General features: G+C 72.1%; 15 protein-coding genes. 7 read left to right on the forward strand and 8 right to left on the reverse strand.

All coding sequences use genetic code 11. From position 1 onward, the window contains the following. Positions 1–6: 6 nt before the first annotated feature. The 8 genes from ACFIMZ_RS16725 to ACFIMZ_RS16760 form a co-directional block, all read right to left on the reverse strand. Positions 7–768, reverse strand: a complete 762-nt coding sequence (locus tag ACFIMZ_RS16725) for a M48 family metallopeptidase (protein ID WP_431820476.1) — start codon at positions 766–768, stop codon at positions 7–9. Positions 769–946: 178 nt separating this feature from the next. After that, positions 947–2,059 (reverse strand): dihydrolipoamide acetyltransferase family protein, encoded by a 1,113-nt coding sequence (locus ACFIMZ_RS16730; RefSeq protein ID WP_431820477.1) that lies wholly within the window; start codon positions 2,057–2,059, stop codon positions 947–949. Between the two features lie 2 nt (positions 2,060–2,061). Then, on the reverse strand, positions 2,062–3,042 hold the full coding sequence (locus tag ACFIMZ_RS16735) for an alpha-ketoacid dehydrogenase subunit beta (RefSeq protein ID WP_431820478.1): 981 nt from the start codon (positions 3,040–3,042) through the stop codon (positions 2,062–2,064). Then, positions 3,035–4,123, reverse strand: coding sequence for a pyruvate dehydrogenase (acetyl-transferring) E1 component subunit alpha (gene pdhA / locus ACFIMZ_RS16740; protein ID WP_431820479.1), 1,089 nt, complete (start codon positions 4,121–4,123; stop codon positions 3,035–3,037). Before pdhA ends, ACFIMZ_RS16735 begins: the two co-directional genes overlap by 8 nt. Before the next feature lie 377 nt (positions 4,124–4,500). Further along, positions 4,501–4,791, reverse strand: coding sequence for a GYD domain-containing protein (locus tag ACFIMZ_RS16745; protein WP_431820480.1), 291 nt, complete (start codon positions 4,789–4,791; stop codon positions 4,501–4,503). Positions 4,792–4,934: 143 nt separating this feature from the next. Beyond that, positions 4,935–5,720 (reverse strand): glycosyltransferase family 2 protein, encoded by a 786-nt coding sequence (locus tag ACFIMZ_RS16750; protein WP_431820481.1) that lies wholly within the window; start codon positions 5,718–5,720, stop codon positions 4,935–4,937. An 89-nt stretch (positions 5,721–5,809) separates the two neighbouring features. Beyond that, a complete protein-coding gene (fabG, locus tag ACFIMZ_RS16755; RefSeq protein ID WP_431820482.1) occupies positions 5,810–6,526 on the reverse strand; it encodes a 3-oxoacyl-ACP reductase FabG in 717 nt (238 codons plus the stop codon). A gap of 116 nt (positions 6,527–6,642) precedes the next feature. Next, positions 6,643–6,903 carry a phosphopantetheine-binding protein gene (locus ACFIMZ_RS16760; protein WP_029226252.1) on the reverse strand — a complete coding sequence of 87 codons (261 nt, stop codon included), beginning with the start codon at positions 6,901–6,903 and terminating at the stop codon, positions 6,643–6,645. 576 nt (positions 6,904–7,479) lie between these two features. On the opposite strand from ACFIMZ_RS16760, the gene ACFIMZ_RS16765 reads away from it, so the two are divergent. The 7 genes from ACFIMZ_RS16765 (at position 7,480) to ACFIMZ_RS16795 (ending at position 16,161) form a co-directional block, all read left to right on the forward strand. Next, complete coding sequence (locus ACFIMZ_RS16765; RefSeq protein ID WP_431820483.1) at positions 7,480–8,136, forward strand: hypothetical protein; 657 nt, start codon at positions 7,480–7,482, stop codon at positions 8,134–8,136. 58 nt (positions 8,137–8,194) lie between these two features. Beyond that, complete coding sequence (locus ACFIMZ_RS16770) at positions 8,195–9,943, forward strand: AMP-binding protein (protein ID WP_431820484.1); 1,749 nt, start codon at positions 8,195–8,197, stop codon at positions 9,941–9,943. Further along, complete coding sequence (locus ACFIMZ_RS16775; RefSeq protein WP_431820485.1) at positions 9,940–10,911, forward strand: acyl-CoA synthetase; 972 nt, start codon at positions 9,940–9,942, stop codon at positions 10,909–10,911. Before ACFIMZ_RS16770 ends, ACFIMZ_RS16775 begins: the two co-directional genes overlap by 4 nt. A 3-nt stretch (positions 10,912–10,914) precedes the next feature. After that, positions 10,915–11,523: an outer membrane lipoprotein carrier protein LolA gene (locus tag ACFIMZ_RS16780; protein WP_431820486.1), complete on the forward strand. Its 609-nt coding sequence runs from the start codon at positions 10,915–10,917 to the stop codon at positions 11,521–11,523. Continuing rightward, positions 11,523–14,006: an MMPL family transporter gene (locus tag ACFIMZ_RS16785; protein ID WP_431820487.1), complete on the forward strand. Its 2,484-nt coding sequence runs from the start codon at positions 11,523–11,525 to the stop codon at positions 14,004–14,006. The genes ACFIMZ_RS16780 and ACFIMZ_RS16785 overlap by 1 nt, the downstream gene beginning before the upstream one ends. Then, positions 14,003–14,869 carry a polysaccharide deacetylase family protein gene (locus tag ACFIMZ_RS16790; RefSeq protein WP_431820488.1) on the forward strand — a complete coding sequence of 289 codons (867 nt, stop codon included), beginning with the start codon at positions 14,003–14,005 and terminating at the stop codon, positions 14,867–14,869. The genes ACFIMZ_RS16785 and ACFIMZ_RS16790 overlap by 4 nt, the downstream gene beginning before the upstream one ends. A gap of 80 nt (positions 14,870–14,949) precedes the next feature. Beyond that, positions 14,950–16,161, forward strand: coding sequence for a beta-ketoacyl-[acyl-carrier-protein] synthase family protein (locus tag ACFIMZ_RS16795; RefSeq protein ID WP_431820489.1), 1,212 nt, complete (start codon positions 14,950–14,952; stop codon positions 16,159–16,161). The last annotated feature ends 5 nt before the right edge of the window (positions 16,162–16,166 follow it).

Here is a 16,166-nt window from a genome sequence, read left to right on the forward strand (position 1 = left end):
CTTTTATCAGTTGCCCTTCGCGAGGCGATCCTGGATGTGCTGCGCGCGGCTCGCCGACGACGGGTGCGAATCCATCATCGAGCTCTTGCCGCCGTCCAGCTTCGCGAGTTTCTGGAACGACGTGACGAGGCCCTTCTGGTTCATGCCCTTCTGCTTGAGCAGGTCGAACGAGTAGTCGTCGGCCGCGCTTTCCTGCGACTGCGAGAACTGCGCGTTGATGAACTTCTCGGTGATGTCGCCGAGCTGCGAGTTGGTCAGCGCCGCAACGCCCGGCGACGCCGCGCCGGCCGCGCTGCGCGCCGCGCTCACCGCGTAGGCGGTCTGCATCGCCTTCTTCGAGTGGCCGAGTGCGACGTGGCCCATTTCGTGGCCGATCACGCCGCGCAGCTCGTCGTCGTTCATCATGTCCATCAGGCCGCTATACACGCGCACGCAGCCGTTGCCCATCGCCCACGCGTTGACGTCCTTGGTCATGTAGACCTTGTAGTTGATCTTCTGGCCGTTCAGCGTCATGTCGCCGAAGCCCGCCATCACCTTCGTCAGCCGCTTCGCGTACGCGCTGCCCGGCGCCGCGATCTTCGACTGGGCGTCGCTCGACTTGCACGAGTCGTTCGACAGCGCGGCGATGTCGGCGTCCGACAGCGTCGCCGCCTTGAGCATGTTCGAGCCGGCCGACGCGAGGCCGTTTCCATCGAGACCCTGCACGCCGCCGCACGCGCTCAGCAGGAACGCCACGCCACAAGCCGCAACCGCATTCTTCAACTGCATGTTTGTACCCTCGGTAGTTGTCTTTAGAAGCGGCGATTTTGCATAAAACGGCAGAAAATTACCAGTTATTTACATCGTATGAGAGGCCAATTACCCGTAAGGTACGATGTAATCGACTCATGGCGGCCGCCATTACGCCGCAGGAATGTTGAAAAGCTTGAACGGCGCGCACGCGAATCTAGTCCGCCGCCTGCAAATCGGCGATCGCCGCCGCGAGAAAGCGCGCCGCCTCGCCGCCCGTGACGACCCGATGGTCGAACGTCAGGCTGAGCGGCAGGATCCGGTGCACGGCGGCCGCGCCGCCGACCGCCACCACGGCGTCGTGGATGCGGCCCGCGCCGAGGATCGCGACCGTCGGCGGCACCACGACGGGCGCCGCGTACTTGCCGGCGATCATCCCGAAGTTCGACAGCGTGATCGTATTGCCGCGCAGCTCCTCCGGCGGAATCCTGCGTGCGCGGATGTCGCCGCGCATCCGGTCGAGACCGGCCCGCAGGTCGGCGGCGTCGCGCTGCGCGACGTCGCGCAGCACCGGCACGAACAGGCCATCGGGCAGGTCGACCGCGATGCCGACGTCGATCTTCGCGAGCACGTGCCGCCGCCCGGTGTGCCCTTCGTACCACGCGTTGAGCCCCGGCTCGGCGCGGCAGCCCGCGACGAGCGCGCGGATCAGCCGGATCGTCACGTCGGCGCGCGGCGCCCAGGCGTGGATGTCGGCGTCGTCGATCACCGTCGCCGCGGCCACCTCGCTCTGCGCGCGCGCCATGTTCTGCGCCATCGCGCGCCGCACGCCGCGCAGCACTTCCGCCGGCCCGACCTCGGCGAGCACCTTCGCGACCCGCTGCACGTCCGCCGCGGTGATCACGCCGTCCGCGCCCGACGGCGTGACCATCGCGAGATCGACGTCGAGCTTGCGCGCGAGCGCGCGCACCGCGGGCATCGCCTTGATCGCGCCCGCGCCGCCGATCGCACCGCCGAGCGCCGCCGGCGCGTCGTGCACGACCTGCGCGCCCACTTCGACCTTGCCGACGACGGTGCCGGCATCCGCGTCGTCGCCCGCGCCTTCGAACGCGACGAGCGGCGCGCCGAGATGCACGAGGTCGCCCGCCTGCCCGAACAGCTTCGCGATGCGGCCCGCCTGCGGGGACGGGATGTCGACGATCGCCTTCGCGGTCTCGACCGACAGCAGCGGCTGGTCGGTCTCGACCGCGTCGCCCGCCTTCACGTGCCATTCGACGATTTCCGCTTCCTGCAGCCCTTCGCCGAGATCGGGCAGTTTGAAGATCTTCATGGTTATGACGCCTCCAGCGTCTTGCGGACTGCGTCGACGATCCGCTCGACGCTCGGCAGATATTGGCCTTCAAGCCGGAACAGCGGCACGACGACGTCGTAGCCGGTCACGCGCTGCACCGGCGCGAGCAGCGAATACAGCCCGCGCTCGGCGATGACCGCGGCGATCTCCGCGCCGAGCCCCGCAGTGCGCGGCGCCTCGTGGACGATCACGCAGCGGCCCGTCTTCGCGACCGACGCGAGGATCGTGTCGACGTCGAGCGGCTTGAGCGTCGCGACGTCGATCACCTCGGCCATCACGCCGTCCTGCGCGAGCCGGTCGGCGGCCGCCTGCACTTCCTGCAGCGCCGCGCCCCAGCTCACCAGCGTGACGTCGGTGCCGTCGCGCAGCGTGAAGCAGGTGTCGAGCGGCAGCGCCTCGCCGTCGTCCTCGACCGGCTGCCGGAACAGCCGGTACAGGCGCGTCGGCTCGAGGAAGATCACCGGGTCCGGATCGCGGATCGCGGCGAGCAGCAGCCCATATGCGCGTGCCGGCGACGACGGCATCACGACGCGCAGCCCGGGGATATGCGCGAACAGCGCCTCGGGGCTTTCGGAGTGATGCTCGGGCGCGTGGATGCCGCCGCCGCACGGCGAACGGAGCACGAGCGGGCACGACAGCCGGCCGCGCGTGCGATGCCGCAGCCGCGCCGCGTGATTGAGGATGTGATCGATGGCCGGGTAGATGAACCCGGTGAACTGGATCTCGGCGACCGGCCGCAGCCCCATCGCCGCCATGCCGATCGCGGCGCCCGCGATTCCCGACTCCGCGAGCGGCGTGTCGATCACGCGCTCGGCGCCGAAGCGCGACTGCAGGTCGACGGTCGCGCGGAACACGCCGCCGTTGACGCCGATGTCCTCGCCGAGCAGGACCACCGCCGGATCGTTCGCGAGTTCGAATGCGAGCGCGCGATTGACCGCTTCCACCAGGTTCAGGTCAGCCATGATGGCCTCCCGCGGCCGGCGCGAACGCGAGCGCCGTGTCGAGCTGCTCGCGCAGCGCGCGCGGCAGCGTCGCGTACAGATGGTCGAACATCGCGGACGTGTCGGGCGGCGCGACCGCCAGGTATTCCTGCACGGCCGCTTCGACCTGCGCGTAGCAGGCCTTGCCGAGCTCGGTGTCCTGCGCCTTGTCCCATACGTTCATCCGCGTCAGGTACGTGCGCAGCCGGATCAGCGGCTCGTGCTCCCATTGCTTCGCGACGGTGTCGGCGTCGCGATAGCGCGTCGCGTCGTCGGCGGTCGTGTGATCGCCGAGCCGGTAGCTGAGCGCCTCGACGAGCGTCGGGCCGCCGCCGCGGCGCGCCTTGTCGAGCGCTTCCGACACGACCTGCCGCACCGCGATCACGTCGTTGCCGTCGGCCTGCCGGCCCTCGATGCCGGCCGCGATCGCCTTCTGCGCGAGCGTCTGCGCGGCGGTCTGCCGGGTGCGCGGCACCGAGATCGCCCACTGGTTGTCGTTGACGACGAGCACGAGCGGCGCCTGCCATGCGCCGGCCAGGTTCATCGCTTCGTAGAAGTCGCCCTTCGACGTGCCGCCGTCGCCGAAGATCGTCACCGCGACGCGCGGCTCGCGGCGCAGCATGAACGCATAGGCCGCGCCCGCCGCATGGCACACCTGGGTGCCGATCGGCACGCAGTTCGGGAAGTCGTGGCGCGCCGCGCTGAAATCGCTGCCCCGCTCGTCGCCGCCCCAGTACAGCAGGCTTTCCGCCATCGTGACGCCGCGCAGCAATTGCGCCGCATGGTCGCGATACGACGGGAACAGCACGTCGTCGGTCTGCATCGCGCTCGCGACGCCGACGCCGATCGCCTCCTGCCCGACCGACGACGCGAACGTGCCGAGCTTGCCGGTGCGCTGCAGCGCGACGGCCTTCGCATCGAACGCGCGCGTCAGCACCATCGCGCGATAGAGCGGCAGCAGCGCCGCGGGGTCCTGCGCGAACTCGGGCAACGGCTGCACCGGCTCGCCGTCGGGCCCCAGATACTGCGTGTAGTCGACATGAAAGCGCGCGACCGTGCTCATGACTCGCCTCCGTGCGGGTGCGAAGCCTGGCGCGTCAATGCGGCGCGGCTCGGTGAAGTGATGCCGCCGAGGCGCACGCATCCGGCTCGGCGACGGATCGCGCCGCCGGCGGAAACGCGCCGCCGTTGCGGGGACACGCACGACGCACGCATGCGGGCTGCGCCCCCTTCCGGCCCTTTGACCGTCCTTCAACCTTAGTCAGTTATCGGGTGAAAGCAAGGCGGAACTGTACGCACGCAACGCGTGACGCGATGCGGCATCGAAGGCGTCACGTTGCGTGACGGGGGAAGCGAAAAGATAGCGCGCACGACGTGAAGCCGACTGCCGCGTGCCCCGATCGGCGGAGCCGCCATGCGCGCACGATGGCCGCGCGTGCACTACATTTTCGCGATGATTTCACCGACTTCGGTGCTCGTGAACGCGCGCAGCGTCTGCGTGCGGACGTTGCCCGCCGAGCCGAGCGCGAAGCCGAATGCGGTGAGGCTCTGCTCGTCCGGCGCTTCGACGATCGTGACGATGTCGAATGCGCCGAGCGTCCAGTACACCTCCTTTATGTTGCAGCCGAACGTCCGGGCCATTTCCGCGACCTGCCCCGCACGCTGCCGCGTGCTCTTGATCGTGCGGATGCCCTGATCGGTGAAGTTTGCAAGAACCACGTAAGTCGCCATGACGATTCCCCTTACGATTGAACCGTGTCGGGATTGCCTGCGCGCGAACGGTTTCGCACCTGATGCCGCGACTGCGCCGGCGGCGCCGCGTCGCGCGTAACTGGATTCTAGGCAGCGGGATCGGGGGTGAAAGACGATCTGGATCAACCGCGATGCGGGTGCGGACGCCGCGTGAGCCGGCGCGCGGCCAGCAGCGGCAGCCGCAGCACGAAGCCCGCGATCAGCCGCAGGTGCATCCACGTGAGCAGCGCGTTGTCGCGCCCGTAATGGAAGTGCGACACGCCGCCCTCGTTCTCGCGGAAATAGCGCACCGGCGCGTCGATGCGGATCGGGCGCACGCCGGCCCAGCACAACCGCACCGCGGCCTCGGGATCGAAGTCGAAGCCGCGCATCCACATCTGCCGGTGCATGATCGCCGCGAGCGGCGCGACCGGATACACGCGAAAGCCGTACAGCGAATCGCCGATGCCGGCCCACAGCGTCTCGACGTCGGCCCACACGTTCGACAGCCGCCGCCCCTGCACGCGCAACGGCGGCGCGGCGGCGTCGAACTTCGGCATCCCGAGCACCATCGCGTCGGGCGCGGCCTGCGACGCGGCCATGAACTCGGGAATCAGGTGGGCCGGATGCTGGCCGTCGGAGTCCATCGTCAGCACGTGCGTGAAGCCGCGCGCGGCGGCCGCGTCGAGCCCCGCGAGCACCGCCGCGCCCTTGCCGCGGTTCTCCGGCAGCACGATCACGTGCAGCCCCGGATCGCGCTCGGCCAGCGCCTGCAGGCGCTCGGCGCTGCCGTCGGTGCTGCCGTCCACGACGACCCACACCGGATTCCACTGCGCGCGGGCGCTGCGCACGGTCGCATCGACCCTGATGCCCGGGTTGTAGCTCGGAATCAGCACGAGATGGGTTGACGAAGCGCGCGGCGAGGACATGGACACGGCCAAGGTCGAAGACGGGGATACTGATGGAATTTTATGACCTGCCGACGACCCGCGGCATCGGGTTTCCACGTCGGGCATCGTCATGCGAGACCGCCGTTGACCGACAGCACCTGCCCCGTCACGTAGGCCGCCGCATCGGACACGAGATACGCGACCATGCCCGCGACTTCGTCGGGCCGGCCCGCGCGCTGCGCGGGCACGAGCTGCTTGATGCGCTCGGCGGGAAACGCGGGTTCGGCCATCGGCGACGCGATGATGCCGGGCGCGACCGCGTTCACGGTGATGCCGCGCGAAGCAAGCTCGAGCGACAGCGATCGGGTCGCGCCGATCAGCCCGGCCTTCGCGGCCGCGTAGTTGACCTGCCCGCGGTTGCCGGTCACGCCCGCGACCGACGCGATGTTGACGATCCGCCCCCAACGCGTGCGGATCATCGGCAGCAGCAGCGGCTGCGTGACGTTGAAGAAGCCGTTGAGCGTCACGTCGATCACGCTGCGCCATTGCTGCCGCGACATGCCGGCCATCGGCGCGTCGGCGTGAATGCCCGCGTTGTTGACGAGGATCTGCACCGGCGCGTCGTCGACGAGCCGCGCGAGCGCGGCGTCGACCGCGTCGGCGTCGGTCACGTCGAACGCGATCGCATGCGCGGCGCCGCCTGCCGCGACGATCCGCTGCGCGACCGCTTCCGCCTGCGCGAGATGGCGGTTCGCGTGCACCCAGACTTCATGGCCGGCCAGCGCCAGCGCTTCGCAGATCGCCTGCCCGAGCGCACCGCTGCCGCCCGTCACGAGCGAGCGCATCGACCGTCTCCTTCCATGTGCATTCCACTCCGATCGACGCGGCGGCGGCGAAGCGCATGCTCCGCACCCGGCCGCGTGCCGTTGTCACCGATTTCGCGCCGTGGCGGCGCGCGCCGTCATTTCGCGCGATGCGCGGCGACGTAGGCGGCGAGCGCGCCGAGCGTCGCGAAGATCCTTTCGTTATCCGGATTGTCCGAGCGCAGCTCGAAGCCGTACTTCTTCGAGATCAGCAGCGCGATTTCCAGGATGTCGATGGAGTCGAGCCCGAATCCTTCCCCATACAGCGGGGTGTCGGCGGTCACAGCGTCGAGCGACACGTCTTCGAGATTCAGTTCGCCGATGATCAGCGCGGCGAGCTCTTGTTCCAGTGCGTTCATCATGCTTGCAAACAGGCGGCGCACGGCAGCGGGAGCGCACCGGAACGGCCGTGTCGCGCACGCGTCGCCGCGTGCGCCGGTCCATTCCTCCGGCATCCGCCGTCCACCCCGCCCGTGTTTTTGGGGGATCGTTTGGTAAAAGTTACGCGGATTCTAGTCGACGGGTATCGGGGCGTATACGGTGAAAGGGTTACAGACGTGCGGGCGCGCGCCGCCCGCATTTCGGGACGCGAACCCACGGGACGCTTGAGCGGCTTTGGATGGAAATGGATCGGCCGCGCGGCGGGCTGCGCGCGGCGCCATACAATCGGTTACAAAACCCCTTCCCGCCCATCCGAAAGTCGACCGCCAGGCACCCTAAAATGTGCGTGCCATGACAGTCGGCCGGCCCCTTGCTCCGGCCGCCATTCCTATGACAATTGACGGCCCGACGCTCGCGTCGCGCCCCCGACCTGTACCGACGCACCCAGCCATGCCGTGCCCACCCGTTCGCCGCGTTACTGCGCCTGTTCCGATCCGCTGCCGCGCTGCCGCCGCACGCGCCGGCGGCGCGCGCCGTGCGCCCGGAGCCGCGCAATGAGCGCGCCGGAGCGCATCGCGCGCGGCGCGCTCGCCGCCGGCGCGGTGCTCGCCTACCAGGCCGGCGCGCATTACGCGGCCGCGACGCCGGGCGCGCATGGCTTCGGACTCGCGATGGCGCTCGTGCCGCCGCTGCTGCTCGCGCTCGGCGCGGCGCTGCGCTCGCCGCGGCGCGCGTGGCTCGTTCCGGCATGGATGCTCGCCGCCGCGGCGCTGTGGGCCGCGCGCGAACCGCTCGCGCGGCATTTCGGCTGGGGCCTGTATCTGGAGCACGCGAGCTTCAACCTCGCGATGGCGCTGCTGTTCGGCCGCACGCTGGCGGCCGGGCAAACGCCGCTCTGCACGCGCTTCGCGGCGATGATCCATGGCACGATCACGCCGGCCGTCGCGCGCTACACGCGGCAGATCACGGTCGCGTGGACGCTGTTCTTCGTCGCGATCGCCGCCGTGTCGACGCTGCTGTTCGCGACCGCGCCGATCGTCACGTGGTCGACGTTCGCGAACTACCTGTCGCTGCCGCTCGTCGCCGTGATGTTCGCCGCCGAGCATGCGTGCCGGCGCTTCGCGCTGCCGCACCGGCCGCGGCCGCGCATGCTCGACGCGGTGCGCGCGTACCGGCAGTCGACCGGGGCCCGCGCAAGCCATGCGCGCTGAATTCACGGCCGGCGCCGCGTGGCAGCGGCGCCGGCCCCGCTTTCGTTTCCGCTGACTTATGCCGACTTACCCGCTGGTTTTCCATTCGTCCCCGGACCAGACGATCGCGTGGCGCGACGGCGCGCGCGTGACCGTGCGCGCCTTCCTCGCCGACGTCGCGCGCGTGGCCGCCACGCTGCCTGCGGGCGGCCACGTGCTCAACGTGTGCCGCGATCGCTACCGCTTCGCCGTCGGCCTGTGCGCGGCGCTCGTCGCCGGCAAGGTCAGCCTGCTGCCGTCCACCCAGACGCCGGAAACGGTCCGCCGGCTCGCGTCGTTCGCGCCCGATGCGTTCTGCCTGCACGACGCGCCCGGCTGTGCGATCGACCTGCCGCGCTTCGCGTATCCCGACGCCGCGCCGGCGGACGGTATGGTCAATGCGGGCGCTGCGCCGTTCGTCGTCCCGCGGATCGACGCGTCGCGGCTCATGGCCTATGTGTTCACGTCCGGCTCGACCGGCGCGCCGGTGCCGCACGGCAAGACCTGGGGCAGCCTGGTCGGCTGCCTGCGCGCATCGGCCGAGCGCCTCGGGCTGCTCGACGGCCGCGCGTACACGCTGGTCGGCACCGTGCCCGCGCAGCACATGTACGGCTTCGAAGCGACGGTGCTGCTCGCGCTGGTTGGCGGGCTCGCGTTCAGCAACCGCCTGCCGTTCTACCCGCTCGACATCCGCGCGGCGCTCGACGCGGTGCCGCAGCCGCGCGTGCTCGTCGCGTCGCCGATCCACCTGCGCGCGCTGCTGTCGTCCGCGCACGCGCTGCCGCGCGCCGCGCTCGTGCTGTCGGCGACCGCGCCGCTCGCGGCGTCGCTCGCGCGCGAAGCCGAGGCCGCGCTCGACGCGCCGCTCGTCGAGATCTACGGCAGCACCGAGACCGGCCAGATCGCGACGCGCCGCACCGCGCGGGACGCAACCTGGCAACTGTTTCCGGGCATCCGCGTCGACGTGCGCGAAAGCGCGGACGATGACGGCGAGCCGACCGTGTGGGTCTCCGGCGCGCATGTCGACGCGCCCGTGCCGATGGGCGACGCGCTCGAACTGCTCGGCGACGGCCGCTTCCTGCTGCACGGCCGCAAGGCCGACCTCGTCAACATCGCCGGCAAGCGCACGTCGCTCGCGTACCTGAATCATCAGCTCACCGCGATCCCCGGCGTCGTCGACGGCGTGTTCTTCATGCCCGACGACGCGACGCGCGCCGGCCGCGCTGCGGGCCCCGAACCCGTCACGCGCGTCGTCGCGCTGGTCGTCGCGCCGACGCTGGCGGCCGCCGACCTGCAACGCGCGCTGCGCGAGCGGATCGACCCCGCGTTCATGCCGCGCCCGCTCGTGTTCGTCGATATGCTGCCGCGCAACGACACCGGCAAGCTGCCGCGCGACGTGCTCGCGGCGCTGGTCGCCCGGCATGCGCGCGCCGCCATGTCGTCCGTGCCCGGCCGCGACGCCGACGCGGCGAACGCGCTCGCCTTCACGATCCCCGCCGACCATCCGGCGCTGCCCGGCCACTTCCCCGGCCATCCGATCGTGCCGGGCGTCGTGCTGCTCGATCACGCGATCACCGCGATCGGCGCGGCGCTGAACCGTCCGCTGCACGCGTGGCGGCTCGGCTCCGCGAAATTCCTGAGCCCGGCCGCGCCCGGCGAGCCGCTCGACCTCGCGTTCGACGCGGCGGCGAGCGGCGCGATCCGCTTCACCGTGCGCGCCGGACGCCGCGACGTCGCGACCGGCGTGCTGTCCGCGCCGCCGGCCGCGCGGGAGGCGACGCCCGCATGAAGCGCACCGCATGGGCCCGGCGCCAGGAGCGCAGCAACACGCCGCTGCTGCGCGCGATGACGTGGATCTCGCTGCGCTTCGGGCGGCGCGCCGCGCGCGTCGTGCTGCATCTCGTCGCGGCCTGGTTCGTGCTGTTCTCGCCGACCGCGTGCGCGGCGTCGCGCGACTACCTGCGCCGCGCGCTCGGCCGGCCCGCGCACTGGCGCGACGTGTACCGGCACGTGTTCGCGTTCGCGTCGACGATCCACGACCGCGTGTACCTGATGAACGAGCGCTTCGACCTGTTCGACGTGCGCCTGCACGGCGAGGCGCACGTCAACGCCGCGCTCGCGGGCGGGCGCGGCGCGTTCCTGATCGGCGGGCACCTCGGCAGCTTCGAGGTCGTGCGCGCGCTCGGCCGCACGCAGCCGGGCCTGCGCGTCGTCATTACGATGTATGAAGAAAACGCGCGCAAGATCAACGCGACGCTCGCCGCCGTGAATCCCGCCGCGAAGCCGGACGTGATTCCCCTCGGGCAGGTCGATTCGATGCTGAAGGTGCGCGAGCGCCTCGACGCGAACTGCCTGGTCGGCATGCTCGCCGACCGCACGCTGCGCGACGACGCCGCCGCGTCGACTCGACGGCTCGACCTGCTCGGCGCGCCGGCCGCGTTCCCGCTCGGGCCGCTGTACATGGCCGCGATGCTCGGGCGCCCGGTGATCTTCATGACCGGCCTCTATCGCGACGGCAACCGCTACGACGTCCACTTCGAGCCGCTCGCCGATTTCTCCGGCGTGCGCCGCGACGCGCGCGCGGCCGCCGTCGACGCGGCGCTCGCGCGCTACGTCGCGCTGCTCGACAAGTACTGCCGCGCCGCGCCGTACAACTGGTTCAACTTCTTCGACTTCTGGCAGGACGGCGGCGCACCCGCCGCGCGTCGCGACGACGCGCCGGTGCACGCCGGCCTGCCCGCCACGAGGGATTCCTGACGCATGGCCGCCTTCCACCGATTCCCGCTCGCCATCGCCGCAGCCACGCTCGCCGCCGCCATCGCACTGGCCGCGCCCGCGCGCGCGGCGGACGCCGGCGCGCCATGGAGCCTCGACCGGCTGATGTCGACGCTCGCGCAGCACAAGTCCGGCCGCGCGACGTTCACCGAGACGAAAACCCTGTCGATCGCCGCGCAGCCGGTCGAGTCGTCCGGCGAGCTCGTGTTCGTCGCGCCCGATCATCTCGAGAAGCACACGCTGAGCCCGAAGCCAGAGCACCTCGTCGTCGACGGCGGCATGCTGACCGTCGAGCGCAACAACCGCAAATACACGCTCGCGCTCGACCGCTATCCGGAGCTCGGCGCGTTCATCGACAGCATTCGCGCGACGCTCTCCGGCAACCGCTTCGCGCTCGAGCAGGTGTACAAGGTCGCGCTGTCCGGGCGCGGCGACGACTGGACGCTGACGCTCACGCCGCTCGACGCGCGGATGCTGAAGGTCGTCAGCACGATCACGCTCGACGGCACGCGCGACGTGCTACGCAGCGTCGCGATCCGGCAGGCCGACGGCGACCATTCGCTGATGCGGCTGCAACCCGTTCCGGCGAACTGATGGACGACCGCACCCGACCCTCCCCCGTCGCCCGCGGCCTGCGCGTGCTGCGGCAGCGCGCGGTGCTCGTGTGGCTGCTCGGGCTGATCGCCTGCGGGTTCGCGATCAGCCGCGCAAGCTTCACCGCGGACCTGTCCGCGTTCCTGCCGCGCTCGCCGAGCGCCGGGCAGCGCGTGCTCGTCGACCAGTTGCGCGACGGCCTCGTGTCGCGGCTGATCCTCGTCGCGATCGACGGCGACACCGCCGCCGCGCGCGCGGTTCTGTCGCGGCGCGTGGCCGCGGCGCTGCGCGACGATCCGCAGTTCGCGGCAGTCAACAACGGCGAGCCGGTCAACGACGCGCGCGACCAGCAGTTCATCGTCGAGCATCGCTACCTGCTGAGCCCGGCCGTGACGCCGCAGCGCTTCACCGCCGACGGCCTGCACCAGGCGCTCGGCGACAGCCTCGACCTGCTGAGCTCGTCGGCCGGCCTCGTCGCGAAGGCGCTGCTGCCGCGCGACCCGACCGGCGAAGTCGCCGCGCTCGTCGGCCAGCTCGACAGCGGCGCGCTGCCGGCGTTGCGCAACGGCGTGTGGGCGTCGCGCGACGGCACGCGCGCGGTGCTCGTCGTGCAGACGGCCGCCGCCGGCTCGGACACCGATGCGCAGGCGCGCGCGATCGATGCCGTGCGCCGCGCGTTCGACGCGGCGCGGCAGGCGACGCCGGGCGCATCGTCCTGCACGCTCGCGATGACCGGGCCCGGCGTGTTCTCGGTCGACGCGCGCGACACGATCAGGCGCGACGTCGAGCGCCTGTCGACGCTGAGCGTGCTGCTGATCGTCGCGCTGCTGCTGACGCTGTACCGCTCGCCGCGCACGCTCGCGCTCGGGCTGCTGCCGGTGCTGTCCGGCATCGCGGCCGGGCTCGCGGCGGTCAGCGTCGCGTTCGGCACGGTCCACGGGCTGACGCTCGGCTTCGGCACCACGCTGATCGGCGAGGCGGTCGACTACTCGATCTACCTGTTCGTGCAGTCGGCGCAGACCGGCCCGCGCCCCGCGGCGCGCGCGGCCGACGCGACGCGCGCGTGGCTCGCCGCGTACTGGCCGACGATCCGGCTCGGCGTGCTGACGTCCGTCTGCGGCTTCGCGTCGATGCTGTTCTCCGGCTTCCCCGGCCTCGTGCAGCTCGGGCTGTATTCGATCGCGGGCCTGACCGCCGCCGCGCTCGTCACGCGCTTCGTGCTGCCGCATCTGCGCGGCGGCCATGTCGCGATCCGCGACGTGTCGCGCGTCGGCGCGGCGCTCGCGCGCGCGGCCGCCGCCGCGCCGCGCCTGCGCTGGCCGCTGGCCGCGCTGGTGCTCGCCGCGTGCGTGGCGCTCGCGCTGCATCGCGACGGCCTGTGGAGCCGCGAGCTCGCCGCGCTGAGCCCGGTGCCCGCGCGCGCGCAGGCGCTCGACGCGCGCCTGCGCGCCGACGTCGGCGCGCCCGACGTCCGCTATCTGGTGGTGATTCCGGCGGACGGCGAGCAAGCTGCGCTCGAAGGCGCGGAGCGCATCGCCGCGCAACTGCAGCCGCTCGTCGACCGCGGCGCGCTCGCCGGCTTCGAGAACCCCGCGCGCTACCTGCCGAGCGACGCCGCGCAACGCGCGCGGCAGGCGAGCCTGCCGGACGCCGGCACGCTCGCCGCGCGGCTGCGTGCAGCGGTCGCGCACCAGCCGATCACCGTCAGGCCGGACCTGTTCGCGCCGTTCGTCGCCGACGTCGACGCCGCGCGCCACGCGCCGCTCCTGACGCGCGCGGACTTGCGCGGCACGTCGATGGCGCTCGCGGTCGATGCGCTGCTGACCGAGCGCGCGGGCCGCTGGAGTGCGATGCTGCCGCTGCGCGCGCCGGACGCCGCACGCGCGGCGCACGCGGCGCAAGCCGCGCCGAGCCTCGACGCGGCGCCAAGCCTCGACGCGGCGCCGATCAGCGCGGCCGTCGCGCGCGCCGGCGTGCCCGGCGCGCTGTTCGTCGACATGAAGGCCGAGGCGGACCGCCTGTACGTGGACTACGTGCGGGAGGACATCCGCCTGTCGCTCGCGGGCTTCGCGGCGATCGCGGTGCTGCTGCTGATCGCCCTGCGCTCGCCGCGGCGCGTCGTGCGCGCGCTCGCGCCGCTCGTCGCGGCGGTGCTGGTCGTGGCCGCGGGCTTCGCGGTCGCCGGCGTGCCGCTGACGATCCTGCACCTGATCGGGATGCTGCTGATCGTCGCGGTCGGCTCGAACTACGCGCTGTTCTTCTGCAAGCGCGGCGATGCGCAACCCGTCACGTCCCACACGCTCGTGTCGCTGCTGGTCGCCAATCTCGCGACGGTCGCAGGCTTCGGGCTGCTCGCGCTGTCGAACGTGCCGCTGCTCGAAACCTTCGGCCTGACCGTCGGCCCCGGCGCGATGCTCGCGCTCGCGTTCGCCGCGATCCTCGCGCCGCCGGCCGCCGCACCGCTGCAGGGAGCCCGCACATGAACGCGCCGTCATCCGTGCCGCGTCCCGGCGACGCGCGCCGCTGGAAGCCGACGCCGCTCGTCGCGTGCGCGGCCGCGCTGCATGCGGGCGCGGCGGCGGCCGTCGTCGCGCAGCCGGTGAGCTGGCCGTGGGAGGCCGGCGGCGTGGTCGCGTCGCACCTCGCGCTGACGGCGGCGAGCCTGTGGCCGAAAAGCGCGCTGCTCGGCCCGAACTGGACGCGCCTGCCGGAAAGCGCCGGCCGCCGGATCGCATTGACGATCGACGACGGCCCCGACCCCGACGTCACGCCGCGCGTGCTCGACCTGCTCGACCGCTACGACGCGCAGGCGACGTTCTTCTGCATCGGCGACCTCGCGCGCCGCCATCCGCGGTGGATCGAGGCGATCGTCGCGCGCGGCCATGCGGTCGAGAATCACAGCCAGCGGCACCGGCACACGTTCTCGCTGTCGGGCCCGCGCGCGCTGCGGCGCGAGATCGAGGCCGCGCAGCGCACGCTGACCGAGCTCACCGGCACGCGCCCGCTGTTCTTCCGCGCGCCCGCGGGCCTGCGCAATCCGTTCCTCGAACCGGTGCTGTGCGGGCTCGGCCTGCAGCTTGCGAGCTGGACGCGGCGCGGCTTCGACACGCGCGAGCGGGATGCCGGCGTGGTCACGCGCCGCCTGCTGCACGGGCTCGCGCCACGCGACATCCTGCTCGTCCACGACGGCCACGCGGCGCGCGACGCACGCGGCGAACCGGTCGTGCTCGACGTGCTGCCGGCCGTGCTGCGCGCGGCCGCCGACGCGCAATTGCGCTGGACGACGCTGCGCGCCGCGCTCGCGCCGGAACCGCCGGCGGCGGTCGGCCCGACCGCGCCCGTTTGATAAAATTCAATGGCTATCGGCGCGCCGCGCGGCCTCACCACGCACCGCGGCGCCCGAACCGGCAACCGGATTCGACCCTCGTGAACCCTCTCCTGCTTTCGCATTTCACGGCCACCAGCTGCATCGGGCGCGGACTCGACGCGACCGTCGCCGCGCTGCGCGGCGCGCGCGGCGGACTCACGCGATGCGACTTCGAGCGCGCGGACCTCGACACCTGGATCGGCGCGGTGGACGGCGTCGACGCGCAGCCGGTGCGCGCCGACCTGAGCGAATTCGAGTGCCGCAACAACCGCCTCGCGCAGCTCGGCCTCACGCAGGATGGTTTCGCCGAACGGGTCGCGGCCGCCGTGTCGCGCTACGGCGCCGAACGTGTCGGCGTGTTCGTCGGCACCAGCACCGCCGGCATCCTCGAAACCGAGCACGCGTATCGGCGCCGCGACCCGCAAAGCGGCGCGCTGCCGGCCGGCTTCCACTACGCGCAGACCCACAACCCGTATTCGCCCGCCGCATTCGTGCGCGCCTACTTCGCGCTGCGCGGCCCGGCGCTGGCGGTGTCGTCCGCGTGCTCGTCCGGCGCGAAGGTGTTCGGCTCCGCGCGCCGCATGCTCGCCGCGGGCCTGATCGATGCGGCGGTCGTCGGCGGCGTCGATTCGCTGTGCCTCACGACGCTGTACGGCTTCAATTCGCTCGAACTGCTGTCGCGCCGGCCGTGCCGGCCGTTCGACGTCGCACGCGACGGGATCTCGATCGGCGAGGCCGCGGCGTTCGCGCTCGTCGAGCGCGTGCCTGCGTCGCCCGACGCGCTCGACGATAGCGCGATCCTGCTGCTCGGCATCGGCGAGTCGAGCGACGCGCATCACATGTCGTCGCCGCATCCGGACGGGCTCGGCGCGCGCGCCGCGATCGAGCAGGCGCTGGCGTCGGCCGGCCTCGGCGCGGGCGACATCGACTACATCAACCTGCACGGCACCGCGACGCCGAGCAACGACGCTGCGGAAGGCCGCGCGGTCGGCGCGCTGTTCGCGCAGACGCCGTGCAGCTCGACCAAGGGCGCGACCGGCCACACGCTCGGCGCGGCCGGCGCGCTCGAGGCGGTCATTGCCGCGGTCGCGCTGCGCGGCCAGTTCGTGCCGGCCGGCGTCAACACGACGCACCCCGACCCGGCGCTCACGTCCGACTACGTGCTCGCGAGCCGCGACGCGCGCGTGCGCGCCGTGCTCAGCAATGCGTTCGGCTTCGGCGGCACGAACTGCAGCCTGATCCTCGGCCGCGCCGACTACGCGCGCCGCTGACCACC

Source organism: Burkholderia sp. F1, from assembly GCF_050813845.1.
GTDB classification, from domain to species: Bacteria; Pseudomonadota; Gammaproteobacteria; order Burkholderiales; family Burkholderiaceae; genus Burkholderia; species Burkholderia ubonensis.

What these genes read in the sequence shown, in the direction of transcription:
- ACFIMZ_RS16745 (WP_431820480.1), bottom strand. Translation starts at nt 4,791, where the DNA reads ATGGCGACTTACGTGGTTCTTGCAAACTTCACCGATCAGGGCATCCGC.
- ACFIMZ_RS16730 (WP_431820477.1), bottom strand. Translation starts at nt 2,059, where the DNA reads ATGAAGATCTTCAAACTGCCCGATCTCGGCGAAGGGCTGCAGGAAGCG.
- ACFIMZ_RS16725 (WP_431820476.1), bottom strand. Translation starts at nt 768, where the DNA reads ATGCAGTTGAAGAATGCGGTTGCGGCTTGTGGCGTGGCGTTCCTGCTG.
- fabG (WP_431820482.1), bottom strand. Translation starts at nt 6,526, where the DNA reads ATGCGCTCGCTCGTGACGGGCGGCAGCGGTGCGCTCGGGCAGGCGATC.
- ACFIMZ_RS16790 (WP_431820488.1), top strand. Translation starts at nt 14,003, where the DNA reads ATGAACGCGCCGTCATCCGTGCCGCGTCCCGGCGACGCGCGCCGCTGG.
- ACFIMZ_RS16760 (WP_029226252.1), bottom strand. Translation starts at nt 6,903, where the DNA reads ATGAACGCACTGGAACAAGAGCTCGCCGCGCTGATCATCGGCGAACTG.
- ACFIMZ_RS16770 (WP_431820484.1), top strand. Translation starts at nt 8,195, where the DNA reads ATGCCGACTTACCCGCTGGTTTTCCATTCGTCCCCGGACCAGACGATC.
- pdhA (WP_431820479.1), bottom strand. Translation starts at nt 4,123, where the DNA reads ATGAGCACGGTCGCGCGCTTTCATGTCGACTACACGCAGTATCTGGGG.
- ACFIMZ_RS16750 (WP_431820481.1), bottom strand. Translation starts at nt 5,720, where the DNA reads ATGTCCTCGCCGCGCGCTTCGTCAACCCATCTCGTGCTGATTCCGAGC.
- ACFIMZ_RS16765 (WP_431820483.1), top strand. Translation starts at nt 7,480, where the DNA reads ATGAGCGCGCCGGAGCGCATCGCGCGCGGCGCGCTCGCCGCCGGCGCG.
- ACFIMZ_RS16780 (WP_431820486.1), top strand. Translation starts at nt 10,915, where the DNA reads ATGGCCGCCTTCCACCGATTCCCGCTCGCCATCGCCGCAGCCACGCTC.
- ACFIMZ_RS16775 (WP_431820485.1), top strand. Translation starts at nt 9,940, where the DNA reads ATGAAGCGCACCGCATGGGCCCGGCGCCAGGAGCGCAGCAACACGCCG.
- ACFIMZ_RS16735 (WP_431820478.1), bottom strand. Translation starts at nt 3,042, where the DNA reads ATGGCTGACCTGAACCTGGTGGAAGCGGTCAATCGCGCGCTCGCATTC.
- ACFIMZ_RS16785 (WP_431820487.1), top strand. Translation starts at nt 11,523, where the DNA reads ATGGACGACCGCACCCGACCCTCCCCCGTCGCCCGCGGCCTGCGCGTG.